This is a genomic window from Brachybacterium sp. EE-P12 (genome assembly GCF_003711805.1).
Classification (GTDB): Bacteria; Actinomycetota; Actinomycetes; order Actinomycetales; family Dermabacteraceae; genus Brachybacterium.
Genome location: NZ_QXCP01000004.1, coordinates 94198 through 115998, shown reverse-complemented (window position 1 = coordinate 115998; position 21801 = coordinate 94198). Strand labels below are relative to the sequence as shown.

20 protein-coding genes are annotated in these 21801 nt (G+C 73.2%); 6 read left to right on the top strand and 14 right to left on the bottom strand.

All coding sequences use genetic code 11. From position 1 onward, the window contains the following. Window positions 1–65: 65 nt before the first annotated feature. On the top strand, window positions 66–275 hold the full coding sequence (locus D1648_RS03685; RefSeq protein WP_122939473.1) for a CsbD family protein: 210 nt from the start codon (window positions 66–68) through the stop codon (window positions 273–275). 117 nt (window positions 276–392) lie between these two features. Here D1648_RS03685 and D1648_RS03680 read toward each other — a convergent pair whose 3' ends face one another. Then, window positions 393–1034, bottom strand: coding sequence for a dihydrofolate reductase family protein (locus D1648_RS03680; RefSeq protein ID WP_122940205.1), 642 nt, complete (start codon window positions 1032–1034; stop codon window positions 393–395). Window positions 1035–1207: 173 nt separating this feature from the next. Here D1648_RS03680 and D1648_RS03675 point away from each other — a divergent pair, with 173 nt between their 5' ends. Continuing rightward, window positions 1208–1984, top strand: coding sequence for a helix-turn-helix domain-containing protein (locus D1648_RS03675; protein ID WP_122939472.1), 777 nt, complete (start codon window positions 1208–1210; stop codon window positions 1982–1984). Between the two features lie 26 nt (window positions 1985–2010). Here the strand turns inward: D1648_RS03675 and D1648_RS03670 are convergent, their stop codons facing one another. From D1648_RS03670 to D1648_RS03640, 7 genes are all read right to left on the bottom strand, one after another. Then, on the bottom strand, window positions 2011–2892 hold the full coding sequence (locus D1648_RS03670) for a hypothetical protein (protein WP_122939471.1): 882 nt from the start codon (window positions 2890–2892) through the stop codon (window positions 2011–2013). A gap of 56 nt (window positions 2893–2948) precedes the next feature. Further along, window positions 2949–3479 (bottom strand): Dps family protein, encoded by a 531-nt coding sequence (locus D1648_RS03665; RefSeq protein ID WP_122939470.1) that lies wholly within the window; start codon window positions 3477–3479, stop codon window positions 2949–2951. A 191-nt stretch (window positions 3480–3670) separates the two neighbouring features. Further along, window positions 3671–4321, bottom strand: a complete 651-nt coding sequence (locus D1648_RS03660; RefSeq protein ID WP_122939469.1) for a VOC family protein — start codon at window positions 4319–4321, stop codon at window positions 3671–3673. 89 nt (window positions 4322–4410) lie between these two features. Next, a complete protein-coding gene (locus tag D1648_RS03655) occupies window positions 4411–5643 on the bottom strand; it encodes an alanine racemase (protein WP_122939468.1) in 1233 nt (410 codons plus the stop codon). Further along, a complete protein-coding gene (locus tag D1648_RS03650; protein WP_122939467.1) occupies window positions 5640–6260 on the bottom strand; it encodes a bifunctional 4-hydroxy-2-oxoglutarate aldolase/2-dehydro-3-deoxy-phosphogluconate aldolase in 621 nt (206 codons plus the stop codon). The genes D1648_RS03655 and D1648_RS03650 overlap by 4 nt, the downstream gene beginning before the upstream one ends. A gap of 11 nt (window positions 6261–6271) precedes the next feature. Next, window positions 6272–6661, bottom strand: a complete 390-nt coding sequence (locus D1648_RS03645) for a RidA family protein (protein ID WP_122939466.1) — start codon at window positions 6659–6661, stop codon at window positions 6272–6274. 58 nt (window positions 6662–6719) lie between these two features. Continuing rightward, window positions 6720–8303 (bottom strand): amidohydrolase family protein, encoded by a 1584-nt coding sequence (locus D1648_RS03640; RefSeq protein ID WP_122939465.1) that lies wholly within the window; start codon window positions 8301–8303, stop codon window positions 6720–6722. 305 nt (window positions 8304–8608) lie between these two features. Here D1648_RS03640 and D1648_RS03635 point away from each other — a divergent pair, with 305 nt between their 5' ends. From D1648_RS03635 to D1648_RS03625, 3 genes are all read left to right on the top strand, one after another. Further along, on the top strand, window positions 8609–9925 hold the full coding sequence (locus tag D1648_RS03635; RefSeq protein WP_122939464.1) for a M20/M25/M40 family metallo-hydrolase: 1317 nt from the start codon (window positions 8609–8611) through the stop codon (window positions 9923–9925). After that, window positions 9925–11340 (top strand): DUF3100 domain-containing protein, encoded by a 1416-nt coding sequence (locus D1648_RS03630; protein WP_206424769.1) that lies wholly within the window; start codon window positions 9925–9927, stop codon window positions 11338–11340. The genes D1648_RS03635 and D1648_RS03630 overlap by 1 nt, the downstream gene beginning before the upstream one ends. Window positions 11341–11455: 115 nt before the next feature. Next, complete coding sequence (locus D1648_RS03625) at window positions 11456–12868, top strand: FAD-binding oxidoreductase (protein ID WP_122939463.1); 1413 nt, start codon at window positions 11456–11458, stop codon at window positions 12866–12868. On the opposite strand, the gene D1648_RS03620 is transcribed toward D1648_RS03625, so the two are convergent. From D1648_RS03620 to thpD, 6 genes are all read right to left on the bottom strand, one after another. Next, a complete protein-coding gene (locus tag D1648_RS03620; protein WP_122939462.1) occupies window positions 12810–13928 on the bottom strand; it encodes a putative FMN-dependent luciferase-like monooxygenase in 1119 nt (372 codons plus the stop codon). The two genes, D1648_RS03625 and D1648_RS03620, sit on opposite strands and share 59 nt — an antisense overlap. Then, complete coding sequence (locus D1648_RS03615) at window positions 13925–15616, bottom strand: ABC transporter ATP-binding protein (RefSeq protein ID WP_122939461.1); 1692 nt, start codon at window positions 15614–15616, stop codon at window positions 13925–13927. The genes D1648_RS03620 and D1648_RS03615 overlap by 4 nt, the downstream gene beginning before the upstream one ends. Then, window positions 15613–16488 (bottom strand): ABC transporter permease, encoded by an 876-nt coding sequence (locus D1648_RS03610; RefSeq protein WP_122939460.1) that lies wholly within the window; start codon window positions 16486–16488, stop codon window positions 15613–15615. Before D1648_RS03610 ends, D1648_RS03615 begins: the two co-directional genes overlap by 4 nt. Next, window positions 16485–17525 carry an ABC transporter permease gene (locus D1648_RS03605; RefSeq protein ID WP_122939459.1) on the bottom strand — a complete coding sequence of 347 codons (1041 nt, stop codon included), beginning with the start codon at window positions 17523–17525 and terminating at the stop codon, window positions 16485–16487. The genes D1648_RS03610 and D1648_RS03605 overlap by 4 nt, the downstream gene beginning before the upstream one ends. 10 nt (window positions 17526–17535) lie before the next feature. Next, window positions 17536–19197 (bottom strand): TIGR04028 family ABC transporter substrate-binding protein, encoded by a 1662-nt coding sequence (locus D1648_RS03600; RefSeq protein ID WP_122939458.1) that lies wholly within the window; start codon window positions 19195–19197, stop codon window positions 17536–17538. A gap of 216 nt (window positions 19198–19413) precedes the next feature. Beyond that, complete coding sequence (gene thpD, locus D1648_RS03595) at window positions 19414–20310, bottom strand: ectoine hydroxylase (RefSeq protein ID WP_122939457.1); 897 nt, start codon at window positions 20308–20310, stop codon at window positions 19414–19416. Window positions 20311–20635: 325 nt separating this feature from the next. On the opposite strand from thpD, the gene D1648_RS03590 reads away from it, so the two are divergent. Further along, a complete protein-coding gene (locus D1648_RS03590; protein WP_122939456.1) occupies window positions 20636–21721 on the top strand; it encodes a 2,3-butanediol dehydrogenase in 1086 nt (361 codons plus the stop codon). The last annotated feature ends 80 nt before the right edge of the window (window positions 21722–21801 follow it).

Sequence of the window (21801 nt, the reverse complement as noted above, 5' to 3'; positions counted from 1 at the left end):
GCTCTCGGCCTAGACTCGAGTCATCGCACGGCGGCCGTGCGAGCACTCGACCAAGGAGGTCAGCGATGAGCACCGACGAGAAGTTCGAGAACGCCAAGGACAAGCTGGGCGGCCAGGCCAAGGAGGGCCTCGGCAAGCTGACCGGCGACAAGGAGGCCGAGACCGAGGGCCAGGCCCAGCAGGGCAAGGCCGACGCCAAGGACAAGCTCCAGGACGCCCGCGACACCGTCAAGGGCGCGGTCGACGGCCTGCTCGGCAAGGACAAGAAGGACTGATCGGCCCCGGGCCGCGGCCCGACGCCCGGCAGTCACCGAGGGCGGCCCCACCTGGTGGGGCCGCCCTCGTCGTGCGTGCCGGCTCCGCCGCTGCGGCCCCCTTCCGCAGAGGGCCGCTCACTCCAGACGCGTCACCTCGTGCCCGTCCTCGACCGCGTACCCCCCGCTGCGGAACGGCTCGGGGGTGAGCACGAGGTGCACGGCGCCGCTGGCGGTGGTGCGGGTGCTGCGCACCGCGAACCCGCACGGCGGCGACCCGTCGGCGAAGAGGCGCTTGCCGCCGCCGACCACCACCGGGAACACGATCAGGTGGTACTCGTCGATCATCCCCGCCTCGTGGAGGGCCGCGGCGAGCTGCGCGCTGCCGCTGACCTTCAGCTCCCCCTCGCCCTCCGCCTTCAGCCGGGCGATCTCCGGCAGCGGGTCGGCGCTGTCGATCACGGTGGTCTCTCCCCAGTCCGGCTCGTAGCCGGCATGGGCGACGACATAGCGTCGGCCGTGGTTGATCGCCCGGGCCACGGGGTCGCGGTCGTCGACCTGCGGCCAGAAGGCGCGGAACATCTCGAAGGTGGTCCGGCCCAGCAGCGCGGTGTGCGGGGTCTCCAACCAGGAGGTGACGATCTCGCCGAAGTCCTCGTCGGCGGTGTACGGCACCTGCCAGCCGCCTGCGGTGAACCCGCCCGAGGGGTCCTCGTCGGCGGCGCCCGGCGCCTGCATCACCCCGTCGAGGGTGAGGAAGGTGTTCACGGTCAGTCTCATCATCGGTCCTCTCCGAGGGTGCTGGTCGACGTCGAGTCTCGGCCGACGGGGGCGGTCCGGTCTTGGACAGGAACGACACCCGCTGCGTCGGGACCCCGCTGACGCCTCGACCCGGGGCGGCCTCGCGGCGACAATGAGTCGATGCGACACCGCCGCCCGGGCTCCGGTGCGCGATGATCCGGATCGAGCACCGTCGCTCGGACTCGCCGTTCATCGCGCAGGTGTGGCGCGCGCACGCCAGCGGGGTCGAGACGATGACCTCGGTCGCGAACTCGACCTGGGAGCTGGTGGTCTGGACGGAGGGCGAGCAGCTGCTGACCACCGTGCGGGGGCCGGAGACCCGCGCGAGCACGGCCCCCGTCCCGCACGACTCGTCCTCGCTCGGGATCCTCTTCGCGCACGGCGTGCACATGCCGCACCTGCCGGTGACCGGTCTGGTCGATGCCGAGACCCCGCCGCGGCCCGTGCGAGGCAGCGGCTTCCGGCTGCGCGACGGCTCGTATCCGCTGCCCACCTACGAGGCCGCGGAGCAGCTCGTGGACCGGCTCGTCGCCGACGGGGTCCTGGTGCGCGACTCCCTCGTCGCCGATGTCCTCGACGGACTGGCGCCGACGGTCTCGCCGCGCACCGTGCAGCGGCGGGTCCATGCGACGACCGGCCTCACCCTGGGGACCATCCGGCAGATCGCCCGCGCCCGCGAGGCCGCACTGCGGCTCGGCGACGGGGAACCGATCCTCGAGGTGGTGCACGACCTGGGCTTCTACGACCAGTCCCACCTCTCCCGGGCGCTCAGCCGGTTCATCGGGCGGACCGCGACCCAGCTCGCCCGGGGACGCCACGCCCAGCCCCTCTCGCTGCTGTACAGCCCCCGGGAAGGAGCGGGCTTCGCGGGACCGGTGACAGGAGCCGCTCCGCGGCGCACCATGGAGACCCCTCCGGGACAAGGCTGACGCTCTGTGACGTAGCACGGCTTCGGTCAGCCGAGCTCCTCGAACATCTCCAGCGCGCCGTACGCCTCGATGAGCACCTCGGCGGTGCCGCGGAAGCGGATGTCCTGCCCGTCGGGGCTCGTCTCCCGGTGCAGCAGCCCGTAGGCGGCGAGAGTGCACAGGTCACGCTCGACCTGCCAGTAGCGGTTGATCTCGTCCATGTCAGGGTCCCCGGCGGGATCCTCGGGGACCAGGCCGCGATCGAGGGCGACGCGGATCGTGGCCGGGAGCAGCAGCCCCTCGGGCGCGACCGTGTGCAGCAGGGCGGTGAAAGTGTCGGGGCCGCCGAACAGGCCTCCCTCCTCGCCTCCCTGCCGGAGGCTCTCGAGGACCAGCAGCACCACCAGCGCGCGGGCGAAGCGGACGAAGGCGGCCGGGTCCTCGGCCTGCACGGCCGCAGGCACCATGCCCTCCCCCGGCACGACCTCGGCGCCGCTCACGCTCAGCCAGTTCCCGGCCGCAAGCGCGTTCCAGGGGCCGACGATCTCACCGACCTCTCGCATCGCTGCGGGCTCCTCCCCGCCGAGGTCGAGGCCCAGCTCAGCGGCCAGGGTCCGGAGCTCGGCCGGGTCGAGCTCTCCCTCCGGGGTGAGCGGACGCCCCTGCCCGACGTGCTCGAGCAGTCGCGCGGCCCTGCGCACCAGGGGGACCCGTGCGAGCGCCTCGGCGGCGCCCACCGGGTCCTCGTCGACCGCATGGGCAAGGTCCTCGTGCCGCAGCCCGTCCTGCGGGAGGAACCAGGGCCAGCCGGTCGGCACCGGGGCGTCGGTCGACGCATCGTCCGCGGTCTCCGGCACCGGGGAGGCGGAGAACACGACCGACAGGTCGCTGCCCTGTTCGTCGTCGCGCGTGCTGTGCTGGTCCGGCATGGCGTCCATGATGACGCCTGGCCGTGCCAGGCGTCATCACCGCGCGTGCGCGTCGCTCAGCGACCCTTCGGGGTGCGGGTCTCCGCGCTGAGGAACCAGGCCTGCTGCTCGAGCTTCTCGATGATCCCGTGCAGGATGTCCGCGGAGGTGGGATCCGCCTCGTCCACCTCGTCATGGACCGAGCGCATCGTGCCCACGGTCGCCTCGACGGACGCGGTGATCAGGTCGATCGCATCGTGCGTGAGCACCTCCCCCTGAGGGAACTCGGGAAGCGTGGACTGCTCGGCGACCACCGCGGGGCGGGCGTCGGGCGCGGCGTGGAGGGCCCGCATGCGCTCGGCGACGTCATCGGCGCTCGCTCGCGCGATGTCGACCACCTCGTCGAGGTTCAGGTGCAGGTCGCGGAAGTTCGGGCCCACGATGTTCCAGTGCGCCTGCTTGCCCACGAGGTGCAGGGCCGTGAGGTCCGCCAGGACGGCCTGGAGGTTCTTCGTGAGCGCGGCGGGGGCGAGGAAGCCCTGCTCGGCGTTCTCGCGCCCGGTGCGGGTCGGCCCTGCCGGTTCGGGGACGGAGACGGTGTCGTTCATGCGAGGTCCTCCTTGTCGATGACCTGCGCGGTCCGCGAGGTCCGCGGGCCGCGATCACTGCTCGGCACGCTAGTTCGAAGGTCCGGGAACGGCAACACCTCGGGCCGAACGGTCGACGAGGCCGGACAGGCCGGTCCGATGCGCGACCCTGCTCGCGGGCCGCGGCCCCAGTGCTCCGTGCTCGTGCGCGCTCAGATCTCGATCTCGCGCCCGCCCTCGCTGCGCAGGTGGAGCACGAAGCGGGAGCCAGGGCCCTGTCGGACCGCGGCGGCGCCGTCGCCGAGGGCGAGCGCGTCCATCGCCTGCTGGAGCGGCTCGGGCTTGACCTCGATGCGCTCGAAGGAGACCAGCTCGATCGTGGGCAGGTCGGTGAGCCCAGGCTGCTCGGTCTCGCCCCAGTCGATGAGGAAGGGCACGCCGTAGTTGCGCGGGGCGCGGGCCTGCGTGAGCCGCCACTGCAGGAGCTCGCCGTCGGCCGTGGTGCGGGAGAGATCCTCCACCGGGCCGGGGTCGAACCCGGCGGCGCGGGAGCGCTCGGCGACCTGGTCGATGCCCTCCGGGTGCACGGCATAGGTGATCAGGGTGGGACGCCTGAGGCGGTTGATGCTGAAGGTCTTCGGCAGCTCCTCGCCCTCGCGCTCCGGGTCGGGGCCGATCAGCTCGAGGTAGTGCGGGCGCCGCTCCCCGCCGACGGTGAGGGCGACCAGGGCGTTCGCGGTGCCGGTGGGGTGGCTGCCGCCGGGCGCCGGGGTGACGCCGGTGAGCTCGCGGAACCACTCGACGGCGCCTGCGAGGTCGGGCCCGGCGATGACGATGTGGTCGAGCAGGTGGGGAACGGACATGGTGCTCCTTCGAGCGGGAGGTTGCGGGTATGCACAGCCTGCCACCTCGTACGGCCGAGGTGAGCATCGGCCGTGCGCCGTGCCCCGCCTCAGAACAGCGTCTCCACCGCCTCGCGCACGATCCCGTCGGCGTCGACGATCGGGATCAGCCGCCACTTGTCGAAGGCGGTGCAGGGGTGGGAGAGGCCGAGGGTGACCACGTCGCCGAGCGCGACCGGGGCCTCGCCCTCCCAGCGCAGGAAGGCGTGCTGGTCGTTCAGTGCCGTGATCTCGGCGCGCGCCTCCGCCGGGAAGGGCCGCTCCTCGCCCCCCAGTGAGGCGGCGACGGCGAGCGGGACGGGCAGGCCCTCGTCGTAGGGGACGTCGCGCTTGCCGGCGTCGAGCAGGGCCAGGCCCGGCTCGGGCTGGGAGATCACGCGGGTGTGGGCGCGCATGGCGGGCAGCAGCGCCTCCCGCTCGGGCAGGCCCCGGTCGCGGTCCAGCGGGGAGATGCCCCGGTAGAACACGCTGTCGTGGACGATGTACGCGCCGGAGCGGAGGATCGCGCGGGTCCCCTCGATCCCGTCGATGGCATCCGCGACGAGGTCGGGATAGGCGCTGCCGCCGGCGGTGATCCAGGCAGCTCCCTCCACGAGCGGGGCGACCTGCGCCCCGAGGGCGGCCAGGCGTGCGCAGTAGGTGCGCACCGCCTCGAGCGCCTCCTCGGAGCGGTCGTGGCCGAGCGCGCCCTCGTAACCGCAGACGCCGCGGAGGGTGAGCCGATCCGAGGCGGCGATCCGCTCGGCGAGCGCGAGCGCCGCAGCGTCGTCCCGGACGCCGGTGCGGCCGTCGGCGGCGCCGAGCTCGACGAGCACCCCGACGCGAGAGTCCGCCGGGAGCGCCTGCTCCATGAGCTCGACGGTGCCGGGCGCGTCGGCCCAGACCGTGAGCTCCTGCTCGGGATGCTCCGTCAGGTGGGCGGCGAGGGCGCGCAGCAGCGCCGGGTCCAGGCAGGTGTTGGCGAGCTGGACGACGGGGATCCCGGCGCGCAGCGCGACGCCCGCCTGCCAGCCGGTCGCGACGGTGATCCCGGTGGCGCCGGCCTCGAGCTGCCGGCGCCAGAGCGCGGGGGCCATGGTGGTCTTGCCGTGCGGCATCAGCTCGAGCCCGCGGGCGGCCGACCAGTCGGCCATGACCTGCAGGTTGTGCGTCATCGCGGGCCCGTCGAGCACGAGCAGCGGGGTGGCGAGGTCCGCGATCGGGGCCTCGAGCGCGGTGACCTCCTGCCCGTGCAGGGAGGGCGGGAAGGACTTGTCATCGGCGGTGACGGTGCGGGGGCTCATCGGGAGATCACCTCGGCGAGTCGGTCGAGCTCGGCGGGATCGGCGAGCGCGCCGCCTACGGCGACGACCGCCGCTCCGGCGTCGAGCACGTCGGCGGCATTGCGGGCGTTCATCCCGCCGGTGGCGACGAAGCGCACCTCGGGGAAGGGGCCGTGCATGGCGGGGAACCAGCCGGTGCCCAGCAGGGAGGCGGGGAAGGCCTTCAGCCAGCGCAGCCCGGCGACATGGGCGTGCTGGACCTCGGTCGCGGTCGCGACGCCGGGGAGGGAGGCGAGGCCCGCCTCCTCGCTCGCGCGCACCACCTCGAGGTCCAGGCCCGGGCTGACGGTGAAGGCGGCGCCGGCCGCGGCGGCGGCGTGCACCGTCGCGGAGTCGAGCACGGTGCCGGCGCCGACGTGCTTGCCGCGCTCGGCCCCGGCGGCGACGACGGCGGCGAGCGCCGCGTGGTCCTCGGAGTTCTGCAGCGGGATCTCGACGACGTCGATGCCGAGGTCCCAGGCGGTGCGGGCCAGCTCGAGGCTGCGGTGGGCGCCCATGCCGCGCAGGATCGCCATCAGGGGCGCGGCGGCGAAGGCCTCGTCGAACCAGGCAGCGGAGTCGACTCTGCTGGTGCTCATACGGCCCTCCCTCAGCTCTCGACGCGGGCGACGACGTCGATCTCGACCAGGATGTTCGCCAGCTGCGAGCCGACGGTGGTGCGCACCGGATAGGGGGCGGAGAAGAACTCCTGGTACGCGGCGTTGAACTCGGCGAAGTCGGCGAGATCGGCCAGGTGCACGGTGGTCTTCAGGACGTGGTCCATGGTGGCGCCGTGCTCGGCGAGGACGGCCTGGATGTTGCGCAGCACCTGGCGGGTCTGCTCGGCGACGGTGTCGGCGACGGCATTGCCGTTCGCGCGGTCCTGCGGGCCGAACCCGGCGGTGAACAGCAGGTCGCCGCACACGATGCCCTGGCTGTAGGGGCCGGCGGGCTCAGGGGCGCGGTCGCTGACGAGGGCCTGCTTGAGCGGGGTGGTCATGCGCTTCTCCTTCGATGGGGTTCTTCCAGTGTCGGCGGGACGCGGGACCCGGCCGGGATCAGGGGCGCCGTGGTACGGCGCGGAGTCCGCCGCCGGGCAGGGCGCCGGTGAGGCGGCCGCCGGCGAGCACCGGGGTGCCGGCGACGAGCACGTCGTCGATCCCCTCGGCGAGCGCGAGCGGGTCCTCGTAGGTCGCGGCCTCGCGCACGGCGGCGGGGTCGACCAGGGCGATGTCCGCGACGGCGCCGGGGCGGAGCTGGCCGCGGTCGCCGAGGGCGAACACGTCGGCCGCGGAGGTCGCCAGGTGCTGGACCGCGGCCGGCCAGTCGAGGTCGCCGCGCTCGCGCACGTACGTGGCGAGATAGGCGGCGAAGGTGCCGCGGGCGCGGGGATGGGGGTGGGCGCCGACGAAGATGCCGTCGGAGCCGCCGAGGTGCGCGGGGTGGGAGATGAGACGGCCGAGGTCGCTCACGGGGCGCTGGTCGTGCACGGCCATGACGACGTTGACGTCGAGCCGGGCGGCGCGCAGCAGGTCCAGCGCCGCATCGACCGCGTCCCCGCCCCGCCGTGCGGCGATCTCGGCGAGGGTGAGGCCCGGGGTCCAGGCGTGCTCGGGAGCGCTGGTGTGGGCGATGGTGATCAGCTCGGGCCAGTCGGGGCCGAGGCTGGGGTTGCGTGCGACCTGCGGGAACCAGTCCTCGCGCAATCGCCGGCGCTCGGCGGGGTCGGCGAGCGCGGCGAGGGCCTCGCCGACGGGCGCGGCGTTCAGGGCCGGGGGCAGCATCGTCATCGCCAGCAGCGAGCAGCCGCGCGTGTACGGATAGGCGTCGAAGGTGGTCGCCACGCCCTGCTCCCGTGCCCAGGAGATGAGCCGCTCGGCCTCGGCGGCCGGGGTGTGGAAGTGGGAGATGTGCACGGGCACCCCGGCGGCCTTCCCGATCGCGACCGCCTCCTCGACCCCCACCCGGGCATTGTGCTCGTAGCCGCCGCGCATGTGGGTGACATAGGGCAGGCCGTGCTCGGCGAGCGGGGCGGCGAGCGCGGCGATCTCCTCGGCGCCCGCGAACAGGCCGGGCACGTAGTCCAGCCCCGTCGACAGCCCGACGGCGCCGTCGGCGATCCCCTCCGCGACCAGCGCCGCCATCGCCGCGCGCTCGGCGGGGGTGGCGGGCCCCTCTGCCGCGCCCATCACCTCGTGGCGCACGGTGCCGGCGGGCACGAGATAGGCGACCGACAGCGGGATCCGCCCGTCGTAGGTCGCGAGGAGATCCGCGACGCGCGAGCCGCGATAAGTGGGATGAGCGCCGTTGATCGCGGCGAAGTACGCGCTCGCGTGGGCGCCGTCGCCGGGAGCGTAGGAGACGCCGTCCTGCCCGGCGATGACGGTGGTGACGCCCTGGCGCAGCAGGGCCAGCTGCACCTCGGGGTCGAGCACGGCCGCGTCGGCATGGGAGTGGGCGTCGACGAAGCCGGGCACGACGAGACGGCCGCCCGCGTCGAGCACCTCGGCGCCGTCGGGGACGGACAGGTCCTCGCCGACGGCAGCGATGCGGCCCACCCGGATGAGGAGGTCGGCGCGGTGCGGGGCCTGGCCGTCGCCGGGGACGAGACAGCCGCCGCGGAGGAGGAGCGTGGTGCTCATGTCGGTGCGCGGTCCTCTCGTGGAGCCGATCGGGGTCAAAGGGGCCGGGACGGCGATGCCCGCGACGCGGACGATCGATGGACCCGATCCTGCCACCCGACCGGCCCGCGGGGGGAGGTCACGATCCGCACCCCGGGCGGGGACCGCGTGCGACGGACATCACCGCGAGCACAGCGGCATCGCGCGGCACAGCGCAGCGGGGCGAGCCTCACCCGGCGTAAAGTCGGCGGGGCCGTCGACCCCGTCCCGCCCCGCGAGGACCCGCGGCCGCGCCCACCCGCCGATCTCCCGGAGATGACCCTGCCATGACCTTCGAGCGCCTCTTCCCCGAGGTCCAGGCCCTCGTCACCGAGCTGTGGGAGCATCCCGAGCTCGGCTACGCCGAGCACCGTGCTGCACAGCTCGTGGAGCAGTTCCTCGAGCGGCACGGCGGCGGGCTCGATGTCGAGCGCTTCTCCACCACCGGGCTGAAGGTCACCTTCCCGTCGGCCGCACCGCAGGACCAGGCGCGGCGACGGATCGCGGTGGTCGCCGAGCTCGATGCCGTGATCTCCCCCGCCCATCCCGACGCGGACCCGGCGACCGGCGCGGTCCACGCCTGCGGCCACCACACCCAGGTGGGCATCGCCCTCGCCGTCCTCGCCCACCTGATCGCGACCGGTGCCTGGCGCGAGGCGGACGTGGACCTGAGCTTCGTGTTCGTGCCCGCGGAGGAGTTCGTGGACCTCGCCCGCCGCGCCGAGCTGCGCGAGCGGGGTGAGATCACGTGGTTCGGCGGGAAGCCCGAGGCGATGATGCTCGGGGTGTTCGACGACATCGACGCGGCCGTCTGCCTCCACGCGATCGGCGGGCTGCAGGAGGAGCCGACGATCGAGATCGACTGCGATCTCGCCGGGTTCCTGTACAAGACCGTCGAGTTCGAGGGCTCAGCCTCCCACGCGGGACTGGACCCCTTCAGCGGCACGAACGCGTACGCGATGGCGACCCTGTTCACGACCGCGCTGGGCCTGGGCCGCCAGCAGCTGCGCGAGGACGTGCTGGTGCGGATGAACCCGGTCATCCCCGAGACCGAGATGACCACGAACGTCGTCCCGCACCGGGTGCGGGTGGGCACCGACGTGCGCTCGATCGACCTGGACTACCTCGGGGAGGTCGCCTCCCGCGTGGACCGCGCCGCGCACGGCTGCGCCGCCGCCCTCGGCGGCACCGCGCACATCGCCACCGAGATGGGCTACCTGCCCTTCGTGCAGGACCGGACCCTGAACGGCGCCTTCCGGGAGGCCTTCGCGGCCGACCAGACGATCACGCGCCTCATCGAGGACCGCGGCGCGATCGCGGCGGCCGGCGATGCGGGCGACCTCTCCTTCATGATGCCCACCGTGCAGCTCTCCTACGGCGGGTTCGACGGCGTGATCCACGGGAAGGACTTCCGCCTGGTCGACCCCGAGCACGTGCTGATCGCCGTGCCCCGCCTGCTCACCCGGGCGCTGCTGCGCATGGGCAGGCACCTGCCCGACCCGCTGCGCCGCCGCTCCTTCGACGACTACGTCGCCGCCCTCTCCGCCATTGCGCCGCTGCCCGACGGCGTCCGCTCCCCCGCCACCCCCTCCGAGGACCGTTGATGACCAGCCCCACCCCCGTCGCGACCACGACCGACGCCGCCGCGCCCGGCTCCCGCCGCGGCGTCGTGCTGGACATGACGCTGCTGATCGCGCTCGTCGCGGCCACCATCGTGGTCGCCGAGAGCATCGGCGTGCGGTCCGTGCCGCTGACCGGCTCGATCACCATCACGGTGCTGCCGCTGGTGTTCGCGGTGGTGCTCACGATGGTGCTCGGCATCCCCGCCTGGCGGAAGGGGATCCTGCGCCGCGTCTACTCCCCGCGGACCATCGGCTTCTCCGGCGCGTTCCTCATCGTGATCATGCTGCCGCTCATGGCCCGCTACGGCGCCGACGTCGCCCCGCGCCTGAAGGAGATCCTCTCCATCGGCTGGGTGTTCCTGCTGCAGGAGCTCGGCAACCTCGGCACCGTCGTGCTGGGACTGCCGGTCGCGCTGCTGCTGGGGCTGCGCCGGCACGCGATCGGCTCCACCCTCGGGCTGGGCCGCGAGGGCGAGCTCGCCTACATCTCCGAGAAGTACACCCTGAACTCCGACCCGGGCCGCGGCGTGCTGTCGATGTACCTCATGGGAACCCTGTTCGGGGCGCTGTTCTTCTCCTTCTTCGCCCCCGTGCTGCTGGGGACCGGGCTGGACGTGCGGGCGCTCGCGATCGCCTCCGGCATGGGCTCGGCCTCGATGATGACCGCGGCCTCCTCGACCCTCGCCGCCCAGTCCCCCGACCTGCAGGACACGATCGTCTCCTATGCCGCGGCGAGCCAGCTGCTGACCAGCTTCATCGGCACCTACACGATGGTGTTCCTCGCCGTGCCGCTGCAGCGCGCGATGTACAACCTGATGATGCGGGGCAGGGACCGCCTCCCCGCCCGCGGCCCGGCCCCGGTGCTCGGCGCGGGCGCCGCCGCGGAGGCGAAGACCGCTCCGACGGCCCGCACCCTGTTCGCCCCCGCCCGCTACGGGACGTTCATGGCGGTGCTGCTGCTCTCGGTCGCGCTGGTGCTGTTCACCCAGCAGATGAAGCTGTGGGTGAATCCCGAGTCGACGCCGATCACCGCGCTGACGCTCGGCGGGATCGCGACGCTGTGGCTGTTCTCCCTGCTCGGCCTCGTGATCGGCGACCTGATGACGCTCTCGCGCCTGCCCGTGGTGCGGGACTTCCCGGTGCTCGGCTGGGTCTCGCTGGTCTCCCTCGCCGGCTGCCTCGCCTGGGACGGGTTCGTCGACGCGATCGGGGCGGTCGACTTCCTGTCGCTGACCACCCCGATCCTGGCCTTCGCCGGGGTGAGCGTCGCGGACCGGCTCGTGGACCTGTCGAAGACCTCGTGGAAGGTCGCGATCACAGCGGTGTTCGTGTTCATCGGCACCTACGTCGGCTCCGCGCTGCTGGCCCAGTTCGGGCTCTCCGTCGCCGGGGGCTGACCCCGGCCCGCCATTGCCCCGCCCCGATGCGCGCAGTACCGTCGGCTCCAGAACCGTCTGCCGGCGGCGGCGCTCCTGCCGCAGGTCAGGCGCAGTCCAGGGAGGTCGACCGGTCATGGCATGGACGACGGGCACGGACCCGATCCCGGAGTCCCGTGCGGCGTTGGAACGGCTGCGGTCGAGGATCGCAGGGCGGTTCCTCGAACCGGGCGACGCCGACTTCGACGAGGCGCGAGCGGTGTGGAACGGGATGATCGACTGCGTCCCCTACGCGATCGTCGAGGCCGGAGAGCTCGCCGACGTCCCCCTCGTGCTCGAGACCGCGCGCAGCACGCGCCTTCCGCTCGCGGTGCGCGGCGGTGGCCACTCCGTCGCCGGTCTCGGCACGATCGACGACGGGATCGTGCTCGATCTGGGGGCGCTGCGCGAGGTCACCGTCGATGCGGAACATCATCTCGTCACCGCCGCGCCCGGGGCGCGGGTGGGCGACGTCGATGCGGCGACCGCCCCGCACGGCCTCGCGGTGCCGCTGGGGACCGTCCCCTCCCCCGGCGTGGCAGGGATGACCCTCGGCGGCGGGGTGGGCTGGCTCGTGCGCGCGGCCGGGCTGAGCCTGGACCGCCTGGTGCGGGCCGAGGTGGTCACGGCCGACGGTCGCCGGCTCACCGCGAGCGCGCGCTCCCACCCCGACCTGTTCTGGGGGCTGCGCGGCGGGGGCGGGAACTTCGGGATCGTCACGTCCCTGACCTACCGGGCGGTGCCGATGCCCGCCGCCGTGCTCGGGGCGAGCCTGCACTACGAGCGGTCGCAGTGGCGGCGTGCGCTCGGCGCCTTCGAGCGCTGGAGCCGCGATCTGCCCGACGAGCTCGCCGCCGTGGTCACGGTCGCGGTCCCGCCCGTGGACGCGGGCCTCGGGGACGACCCGGTGCTCACGATCCAGTGCGTCTGGATCGGCGAGGACCATGCCGCCGGGGAGGCGCACGTGCAGCGGCTGCACCGTGCGGCTCCGCCCACGCACACGATGATCGGCCCGGTGAGCTGGGAGTCCTGGCAGGGCGCGCGCAGCGAGATGCTGCCCGAGGGGGCGCGGGGACTGTGGCGCAACGCCTCCTTCCGGCGCCTGGACGAGGAGGTCCTCGACGCGCTGACGGACGTCGCCGAGGCGCTGCCCGGCCGGGGCGCGAGCCTGGACCTGCACCTGCTGGGCGGGGCCTTCGCCCGCGTCCCCGACGACGCGACCGCCTTCCCGCACCGCGGCGGGCGGCTCATGGTCGCGCTCCATCTCGCCTGGCAGGACCCCGGGGACGACGAGCGCCTGCTCACCTTCGGTCGCAGGGCCGGGATGGCGCTGGCCCAGCTGCGCGAGGGCGGCGAGTACGTCAACTTCCGCTCCATCGAACGGACCCGGCCGCTGCCCGAGACGACCCGCGAGGCGTACGGGGAGGACGCCTACCGACGCCTGCAGCGGATCAAGCAGCGCTACGACCCGCAGAACCTGTTCCGCCGGAACCACAACGTGGCGCCGTAGGGGGCGTGGTCCCGGTGTCGGGGCTGCGATGCGCGCTGCGCAGCGCGGAGGCGGCCTCGGCACCGGTGTCGAGGCCGACGCGGGGTGCGACCTCCTGCGCCAGCAGCTCGAGGCTGCGCAGGGTGAGCTCGTGGCCGGCATCGATCGAGTGCACCTGGAAGGACACGTCGGTCACGCGCGGCAGCGCGGCGTCGGCCTGGAGGGATGCGGCGACCTCCTCGACGGTGCCCACGTGGGTGTCGGTCACCTCGATCAGCTCCTGGAGGCTCGCCCGCTCGGCGTCGAACCCGGGCTGGAGGGCGGCGAGGGAGCGCAGGCCCGGCTCGGCGCGTTCGAGGGCGAGGGTGCGGTGCTCGGGGTCCACGACCAGCGCGGTGCGGGAGGCGAGGATGCGCGGGGCGGTGCCCTCGGGCAGGGCCTCGAGGTACGCGTCGATGATGGGCAGCTGCAGCTCGTGCAGCGGCCGGGCATGCTCCCCCTCGGGGCGGGGCTGGGTGCGGGAGAGCAGCAGCCCGTCCCCGTCGGCCCCGGCACGGGTGCCGCCGCCGACGGAGAAGGTGGCCTGCCAGATCCGCTGCCCGAGGTCGCCCGCGGGCGGGTAGATGCGCGAGTCGGTGCCGCGCACCCCGCGCCCGGCGAGCGCATCGCGCAGCACCTCGAGGTGCTCGGCGAACAGTTCCCGGCGCTCTGCGGGGTCGCGGCCGAAGGCGGGGAACGAGGAGGGGGTGCCGCCGGCGGCGATGCCGAGCTGGACCCGGCCCTCGCTGAGGGCGTCCAGCACCGAGGCGTCCTCGGCCGCGCGCAGCGGGTCGTCGAGCGGGAGCGTGACCACGCCCGTGGCGAGCGCGATCCGCTGCGTGCGCTGCGCGGCGGCGGCCAGCAGCACGAAGGGCGAGGGGAGCCCTCCCTCGGTCTCTCCGAAGTGGTGCTGGGCGACCCAGGCGGAGGCGAAGCCGAGCTGCTCGGCGTGGCTGATCTGCTCGAGCGCGAAGCGGTAGCGGTCCGCGGCCGGGGCGTTCTCGAGCAGGCGGGTGAACAGTCCGAGGCGGGGTCGGGTCATGATGCGGTGAGCTCCTCGTGGTCGATGCCGGGGTCGCCGGGTCGGGTTCCGCCGCTGCCGGGGATGGCGGCGAGCAGCTGCCGGGTGTAGTCGTGGCGGGGGTCCTCGAGCACGCGCTCCACCGCCCCGCTCTCGACCTGCACCCCGCGGCGCAGCACCGAGACGGTGTCGGCGACCTGTCGCACCACGGCGAGGTCGTGGGAGATGAACACGTAGGTCAGTCCCAGCTCGTCCTGCAGAGAGGCCAGCAGCCGCAGGATCTGCGCCTGCACGGTGACGTCGAGGGCGGAGACCGCCTCGTCGAGCACCACCACGTCCGGCTGGAGGATCAGCGCACGGGCGATCGCGACCCGCTGACGCTGCCCGCCGGAGAGCTCGCGGGGGCGCCGGGAGGCGACCTCGGGTGGCAGGGAGACCAGCTCGAGGTGGTGCAGGGCGGCGCTGCGCCGCTCGGCACGGCTGCCGCGGCGGGTGTTGCGCAGCGGCTCCTCGAGGATCTGGGCGATGCTCTGGCGGGGGTCCAGCGAGCCGAAGGGGTTCTGGTGGACCAGCTGCACGGTGGAGCGGAACTCCCGCAGCCGCTTCCCGCCGAGCTGGGTGACCTCGGTGCCGTCCACGAGGATGCTGCCCGCGGTGGGCACGCGGAACCCGGCGATCGCCCGGCCGGTGGTGGTCTTGCCGGAGCCGGACTCCCCCACCAGGGCGTGGGTGGTGCCGCGCGGGATCTCGAAGGAGAGGTCCTCGACCGCGACGAAGGGCGTCCGGCCGCCGCGGCCGGCGAACTCCTGGCGCAGTCCGTGCACCGTCACCAGCGGCGTCTCGTCGGTCGAGGAGAGGCGAGGGGCGCGCTCGACGACGCGTCGCAGCGAGGGCGCGTCGGCGAGCAGGGTGCGGGTGTAGTCGGCCGACGGCGCGGCGAGCACCTGCCCGGTGGGACCGGACTCCTCGACGCGTCCCGCGCGCATGACCACCAGGGTGTCGGCACGGTCTGCGGCGACGGCGAGGTCGTGGGTGATCAGCAGGACCCCTGCCCCGGTGGCCTCCCGCAGCTCGTCGATGAGATCCAGCACGGTGGCCTGCACGGTGACGTCCAGGGCGCTGGTGGGCTCGTCGGCGATCAGCAGCTCCGGCTCCAGGGCGAGCGCCGCCGCGATCAGGACCCGCTGGCGCATGCCGCCGGAGAGCTCGTGGGGATACTGGCGGGCACGGGCGGCGGGGTCGTCGAGCCCCACCCGCTCGAGCAGCTCGAGCACCCGGGCGTCGATCCGGTCCCGGTCGCGCCAGCCGTGGATGCGCAACGGGTCGGCGACCGAGGCACCGATGGTCCGCACCGGGTCCAGGGAGCTGGTCGGGTCCTGGGGGATCAGGCCGATGCGGGTGCCGCGCAGCTGCCGCCAGTCCCGCTCGGGCAGGCCCACCAGCTCCTGGCGCCGCCCGTCGGTGCCGGTGAGGGCGATGGTGCCGCCGGTGACGGCGCCGTTGTCCGCCAGCAGCCCGATCACGGCCTGCGCGGCGGAGGACTTGCCGGAGCCGGACTCCCCCACCACAGCGGTGACGCCGCCGCGGGCCACGGCGAGGTCGACGCCGCGCACCGCCTCGACGTGGCCGCGGCGGGTGCGGTAGGCGACGCGGAGACCGGCGACCTCGAGCAGCGGTGCGGTGGGCGCGTGATGATGTGCAGGGCTCATGGGCGCTCCGCCTTTCCGATGGCGTCGCTGAGCCGGTTGGTGGACAGCACCACCGCGGCGACGACGAGTCCGGGCAGCAGGGTGAGCCACCAGGCGGTGGCGACGTAGTCGCGGCCCTCGGCGATCAGCAGCCCCCATTCGGGGGTGGGCGGCGGGGCGCCGTAGCCGAGGAAGCCGAGGGTGGAGATCTGCAGGATCGCGGAGCCCAGCTGCAGAGCGGCCAGCGCGATCACGGGGGCGGCGGAGTTGGGCAGGATGTGACGCCACAGGATCGTCGGGAGCGTGCCGCCGGAGCCGAAGGCCGCCTCGACGTACTCGCTGCGACGCACCTCGAGCACCCGGGAGCGGGACAGCCGCGCGAAGGTCGCGATGGAGGTGACGCCCACGGCGATCGCCGCGTTGGTGGTCCCGAAGCCGAGCAGGATCACCACCGACAGCGACAGCAGCAGGCCGGGGATGGCCAGCAGCACGTCCACCAGCCGCATCAGCGCGTCCTCGACCAGCCCGCCCACGCTGCCGGCGATGACGCCGAGGGTGGTGCCGACCACGAGGCCGACGGCCACGGCGACCAGCGCAGCGGTGATCGAGTGCGAGGCACCGTGCACGACGCGGGAGAACACGTCTCGTCCGGTCGCGTCGGTGCCGAACCAGTGCTCGGCGCTGGGCGCCTGCAGCGAGGCGCCGACGGAGGAGGTGGGGCCGTAGGAGGTGAACAGCGCCGGCGCCAGGGCCCAGGCGAGGGCGACCAGCAGCACCAGGCAGGCCAGCACCGCGGTGGGGCGCAGCGCCGGCCGGCGCCGGGCGCGGGGGGCCGAAGAGCGTGCGGTCCCCGGCTCGGAGGCCTGGTCACGGGTGAGGGTCTGCAGGCTCATCGCGCGGTCACCTCGCTGCGCTCGGCGGGCTCGGGGGATGCCGGGGCGACGGGGGCGGACGACGTGGCTCCGGTGCGGGCCGGGCCGGTGGCGTCGGTGCGGCGCAGCCGGGCGTCCAGGACCGGGTAGAGGAGGTCCACGATCAGGTTCACCAGCACGAACACGACGGTCGACAGCACCACCACGGCCATCAGCACGGGGGTGTCGCGGGCCGCGACCGCCTGTGCGGTGAGCTGGCCGACGCCCATCCGCCCGAACACCGCCTCGGTGACGACCGCGCCGCCGACGAGCTCGCCGAAGAGCAGCCCGGCCATGGTCAGGGCGGGTAGCAGGGCGTTGCGGGCCACCGTGCGCCACAGCAGCCACCAGGCGGAGGCGCCGCGGGAACGGGCCACGGCCACGAACGGCTGGGCGGAGACCTCGTCGATCGAGCGGATCAGCACCTGAGCGAGCGGGGCCGCGATGGGGATCGCGAGCGTCGCGACCGGCAGGATGAGGGACTGCACGGGGCCGGCGTTCAGCACCGGGACCAGTCCCAGCTGGAAGGAGAACACCTGGATCAGCATGATCCCGATCCAGAACACCGGCAGGGAGACCATCAGCGGCGGAAGCCCGCGCAGCGCGGAGCGCAGCCAGGCGGTCGGCCGGCCGCCGCGCAGGCTGCCGTGGGTGGCGGTGAACGCGATGAGGACCGCGAGCACGAGGGCGACCAGCAGCCCCAGCGCGGCGAGGGTCAGCGTGGAGGGCAGCGCCTCGGCGAGCAGGGCGGAGACCGCCGCACCGCTCTGGACGGAGTAGCCCAGGTCGCCGCGCAGGAAGGAGACGGCGGTATCGAGGTACTGCACGATCGCGGAACGGTCCGCGCCGTAGGCGGCACGGATCTCGGCCAGCTGATCGGCGGTCAGGCCCAGGTCGGGGTTGCCGTAGCGGGCGAGGACCGCGTCGCCGGGCAGGGCCGCGAGCAGCACGTAGGCCGCGGTGAAGGCGAGCACCAGCACCAGCAGCGCGCCGCCGATCCGGCGCAGGAGGTAGCGCATGGGAGGTCCCTCAGCTCGTGAGCCAGGTGTCGTAGAAGGTGGGGCGGCCCACCGACTCGGTGGCGAAGCCCTGCACCGTCTCGACGTACCCGAACACCTGCGGCTCCTCGAACAGCGGCAGCACGTAGGCCTGCTCGGCGACGTGGGCCTGCGCGGCGGCGGATGCCTCCGCACGGCCCTCCTCCTCGGGCGTCGAGGCGATCTGCGCCAGCAGCTCGTCGAGCTCCTCGTCGCCGACGCTGCCGTCGGGGTGACCGTTCAGCAGCGCGTTGCGGTTGTCGGAGGAGAGCTGGGACTTCAGCACGTCGTGGTCCGCGCGGCCCACCATCGAGTGGTACACCTGCAGGGTGCCGGGCTCGGTCCGGGCGGCGTCCTGGGCGGCCTGGTCGCCGGGCAGCAGCTCCACGGCGATGCCGAGCTCGGCCAGCTGCTCCTGGATCAGGGTGACCACCTCGCGGGACCGCGGCTGGGGCAGCGCCTCGTTGAAGGTGAGCGTCAGCGCCTCGCCGTCCTTGCTGCGGGCGCCGTCGGGGCCCGCCTCCCAGCCGGCTTCGTCCAGCAGCGAGGCCGCCTGCTCGAGGTCGTGGACGTAGTTCTCGGAGGTGTCGACGTAGCCGAGCGCCGTGGTCGCGAGGATGCCGGTGGCCAGCGGGTAGCTGTCCGAGAACAGGGCGTCCACGATCGCCTGGCGGTCGATCGCGGCGATCAGCGCCTGGCGGGTGCGGACGTCCTCGAGCGCCGGATCGCGGAAGCGGAAGCTGAGGCTGTTGTTCACGCCGTTGGTGGAGGCGGCGTGCAGGGCGAGGCCCTCGGCCTCGAACTGGGCCTCGTCGGGCGCCTCGATCTGACGGGCGATGTGGGCCTGCTGGGAGGTCACCGTCCCCACGCGGACGCTGTCCTCCGCCGCGACGACGATGTCGATCTCGTCCAGGTGCGCGCGGCCCTCGTGCTGGAGGGAGGCGGGCGCCCAGGCGTAGTCCTCACGGGCGGCGAGCCTCAGACGGGTGCCGATCTCCTCCTCGACGATCACGAAGGGACCGGAGCCGATGATGTCCCTCGCATTGCCGGGCCCGAACTCCTCGCCGCTGCGGTCCAGGGTGGCGTTCGACAGCAGCCCGGAGTTGATCGTGGACACGGCCTGGGCGAAGCCGGGCGCGGGTGCGGTGAAATGGAACCTCACCGTGGTCGCGTCGACGACCTCGCCGCGGTCGTAGTTGTTGATCGCCTCGGAGACGGTCAGCGCCCGCTCGGCATCGCCCCTGCCGTACAGATCGAAGTTCTTCACCACGTTCTCGGCGTCGATCGGGGTGCCGTCGGAATAGGTGGCGTCCTCGCGCAGGGTGAAGGTGTACTCGGTCGCGTCCTCGTTCACCTCAGGCAGGGCGGCGGCGATCCACGGCTCCAGCTCGAGGCTCTCGGGGTTCTGGTGCAGCAGCCGGTCGGTGAGGTTGTTGATCACACCGCCGTTGGGGTAGAAGCCGCCCGCCGGCGGGTACAGCGTCGACCAGGTCTGCGGCTCGAGGTAGGTCAGGGTGCCGCCCTGCTGGGGCTCGCCGCCGGCCTCACCGGATCCGCTGCCGCTGCCGCCGCAGGCGGCCATCGTCACGGCGGCCGGGACCGCGAGGCCGAGGGCGAGGGCGGTGCGGCGGGTAGGACGGGGCGCAGCGGGCATGGCGCGGACTCCTCGAGGCAGTGGACAGGCCGGGGCGACGGCCCCTGCGGACAGTCCACCACGATGCCCCAAAGGTCCGCTAAATACGGTTCATAGTGTGACACATGGGCGGTCGGCGACGTCCGGGCCGTGCGCACGGAGACAGGGGACGGACGATCACCTCGTCCGCCCCCTGTGCTCCGCTCTGCCTGCACTGCAGAGCAGATGCGGAAAGGGTCAGCTCAGCGGCTGCGCGTCCCGGTGCGCGATGTGGTCCGGGCGCGGCGCGGAGGCCGCGTACGGCTCCCGGAGCGTGTTCTCGACGCTGTTGAACACCAGGAAGATGTTCGAGCGCGGGAACGGGGTGATGTTGTTGCCCGAGCCGTGCATGATGTTCGCGTCGAACCAGAGGGCGGAGCCCGCCGGACCGGTGAACTGGTCGATGCCGTGGCGGTGGGCCATATCGGTGATGGCCTCCTCGGAGGGCACGCCGATCTTCTGCTCCTTGAGCGAGGACTTGTGGTTGTCCTCGGGGGTCTCCCCAAGGCTCGGCACGAAGGTGCGGTGCGAGCCGGGCATCACCATGAGCCCGCCGTTGTACGGGAAATTCGGCGTGAGCGCGATCGAGCAGCTCACGGCGCGAGGCGCGGGCATGCCGTCCTCCGCGTGCCAGGTCTCGAAGTCGGAGTGCCAGTAGAAACCGCTGCCCTTGAAACCGGGCATGTAGTTGATGCGGGTCTGGTGCAGGTACACGTCCGATCCGAGCAGCTGGCGGGCCCGGTCCACCAGGCGCGGGTCGCGTGAGAGCCGGTCGATCAGCTCGCTGAGCTGCTGGACGGCGAAGATCGAGCGCACCTCGCCGGAGGCGCGCTCGGTGACGACGCGCTCGTCACCGCGCAGCGAGGGGTCAGCCGTGAGCCGATCGAGCTCCGACCGGAAGGTCTCCACCTCCTCACCGGTGATGAACTCCGGCAGGATCGTGAAACCGCGCTCGTCGTGAGCACGCAGGGCATCGGCGTCGAAGGGGCCGTCATCGGCGCTCCCCCACACCGTGGGGTGCTCACGGACGACAGGCTCCTTCGCCTCCGTCAGTCGCGTCGCGTAGAGATCGTCGGTCATGGTCACCGTGGACATGGCTTCCTCTCTCGTCGGGTTCACGTGTCGGCGGCCTGCCCTCAGGCGCGCAGTCGGTCGAGAGCATGCCGGAGCCGGGCGGCGAGCCCGGCTGCACCGCCGACCGTACCCGGCACCGGATGAACGTTCTACCTGGTCGTCACCTCGCGGCGGCGACGCGACCGCCCTCGACCGGGATCGAACCGGATCACGACGAGGCACGGCAGCAGCCCGCAGCGGGCCGACCTTCGTCCCGGGCCCCGCGCGACCCTGCTCACTACGATCGATGCCATCAGCGCTCCGGGCGAGAAGCGACCGGAGGTCGAGGTCGAGAGGATTGATCACCGTGCGGGCAGCGCGCTACTACGGCAACAAGGACATCCGCATCGAGGAGATCGACGAGCCGACCGCCGGCGCCGGCGAGGTGCTCATCGATGTCGCGTTCTGCGGGATCTGCGGGACCGATCTGCACGAGTACCTGGACGGGCCGATCTTCTGCCCCACCCCGGACACGCCGACGTCGTGGAGCGGGGAGACGGCCCCGGTGACGCTCGGGCACGAGTTCTCCGGCGTCGTGGCCGCCCTCGGCGAGGGCGTCACCGATCTCGAGGTCGGGGACAAGGTCGTCGTCGAGCCCTACATCCTCAAGGAGGGCACCGACACCGGCCCGCAGTCCACCGACTACCACCTCTCCGAGGGGATGAACTTCATCGGCCTGGGCGGCAACGGCGGCGGCCTGGCCGAGAAGATCGCCGTGGCTCGCCGCTGGGTGCACAGGATCGACCCGAGCATCGAGCTGGATCAGGCCGCTCTCATCGAGCCGCTCGCCGTCGCCTACCACGGGGTGCAGCGCTCCGGCGCGAAGGCCGGAGACGTCGCCGTGATCGGCGGCGCGGGTCCCATCGGGCTGCTCACCGGTGCGGTGCTGCGGGCGCTCGGGGTGACCGTCGTGGTCTCGGAGCTCTCCCCTCTGCGCCGTCAGAAGGCCCTGGACTCCGGCGCGGCGGATCACGCCCTGGATCCGGCCGAGGTCGACGTGGCCCAGGAGGTCCGTGCCCTCACCGACGGCAAGGGCGCGGACGTCGCCTTCGAGGCCACCAGCGTGCAGGTCGTGCTGGACACCCTGATGGACGCGCTGCGCCCCACCGGCGTGCTGCTGAACATCTCGATCTGGGGCCACCGCTCGGACTTCGACATGCACAAGCTCGTGATGAAGGAGATCGATCTGCGCGGGTCGATCGGGTACGTCAACAACCACCCGGCCGTGATCGAGCTCGTCGAGAGCGGCAAGATCGACCTCGCCCCCTTCATCACCGGCCGCATCGCTCTCGACGACCTGATCGACAAGGGATTCGACACCCTCATCCACCGCAACGAGACCGCCGTGAAGGTCCTGGTCTCGCCGTCCGGGAAGGGCGTCGACCCGGCCTGACCGGGGGTGCCGTGGCACGGTCGCCGTCCCGACGGCCGTGCCACCGGCCGCGGCGGGGTCCCGCCTCACGCACGAGTGCC

What these genes read in the sequence shown, in the direction of transcription:
- D1648_RS03625 (WP_122939463.1), top strand. Translation starts at nt 11,456, where the DNA reads ATGGCATGGACGACGGGCACGGACCCGATCCCGGAGTCCCGTGCGGCG.
- D1648_RS03630 (WP_206424769.1), top strand. Translation starts at nt 9,925, where the DNA reads ATGACCAGCCCCACCCCCGTCGCGACCACGACCGACGCCGCCGCGCCC.
- D1648_RS03670 (WP_122939471.1), bottom strand. Translation starts at nt 2,892, where the DNA reads ATGCCGGACCAGCACAGCACGCGCGACGACGAACAGGGCAGCGACCTG.
- D1648_RS03640 (WP_122939465.1), bottom strand. Translation starts at nt 8,303, where the DNA reads ATGAGCACCACGCTCCTCCTCCGCGGCGGCTGTCTCGTCCCCGGCGAC.
- D1648_RS03675 (WP_122939472.1), top strand. Translation starts at nt 1,208, where the DNA reads ATGATCCGGATCGAGCACCGTCGCTCGGACTCGCCGTTCATCGCGCAG.
- D1648_RS03635 (WP_122939464.1), top strand. Translation starts at nt 8,609, where the DNA reads ATGACCTTCGAGCGCCTCTTCCCCGAGGTCCAGGCCCTCGTCACCGAG.
- thpD (WP_122939457.1), bottom strand. Translation starts at nt 20,310, where the DNA reads ATGTCCACGGTGACCATGACCGACGATCTCTACGCGACGCGACTGACG.
- D1648_RS03645 (WP_122939466.1), bottom strand. Translation starts at nt 6,661, where the DNA reads ATGACCACCCCGCTCAAGCAGGCCCTCGTCAGCGACCGCGCCCCTGAG.
- D1648_RS03660 (WP_122939469.1), bottom strand. Translation starts at nt 4,321, where the DNA reads ATGTCCGTTCCCCACCTGCTCGACCACATCGTCATCGCCGGGCCCGAC.
- D1648_RS03615 (WP_122939461.1), bottom strand. Translation starts at nt 15,616, where the DNA reads ATGAGCCCTGCACATCATCACGCGCCCACCGCACCGCTGCTCGAGGTC.
- D1648_RS03620 (WP_122939462.1), bottom strand. Translation starts at nt 13,928, where the DNA reads ATGACCCGACCCCGCCTCGGACTGTTCACCCGCCTGCTCGAGAACGCC.
- D1648_RS03655 (WP_122939468.1), bottom strand. Translation starts at nt 5,643, where the DNA reads ATGAGCCCCCGCACCGTCACCGCCGATGACAAGTCCTTCCCGCCCTCC.
- D1648_RS03610 (WP_122939460.1), bottom strand. Translation starts at nt 16,488, where the DNA reads ATGAGCCTGCAGACCCTCACCCGTGACCAGGCCTCCGAGCCGGGGACC.
- D1648_RS03605 (WP_122939459.1), bottom strand. Translation starts at nt 17,525, where the DNA reads ATGCGCTACCTCCTGCGCCGGATCGGCGGCGCGCTGCTGGTGCTGGTG.
- D1648_RS03680 (WP_122940205.1), bottom strand. Translation starts at nt 1,034, where the DNA reads ATGAGACTGACCGTGAACACCTTCCTCACCCTCGACGGGGTGATGCAG.
- D1648_RS03665 (WP_122939470.1), bottom strand. Translation starts at nt 3,479, where the DNA reads ATGAACGACACCGTCTCCGTCCCCGAACCGGCAGGGCCGACCCGCACC.
- D1648_RS03685 (WP_122939473.1), top strand. Translation starts at nt 66, where the DNA reads ATGAGCACCGACGAGAAGTTCGAGAACGCCAAGGACAAGCTGGGCGGC.
- D1648_RS03600 (WP_122939458.1), bottom strand. Translation starts at nt 19,197, where the DNA reads ATGCCCGCTGCGCCCCGTCCTACCCGCCGCACCGCCCTCGCCCTCGGC.
- D1648_RS03650 (WP_122939467.1), bottom strand. Translation starts at nt 6,260, where the DNA reads ATGAGCACCAGCAGAGTCGACTCCGCTGCCTGGTTCGACGAGGCCTTC.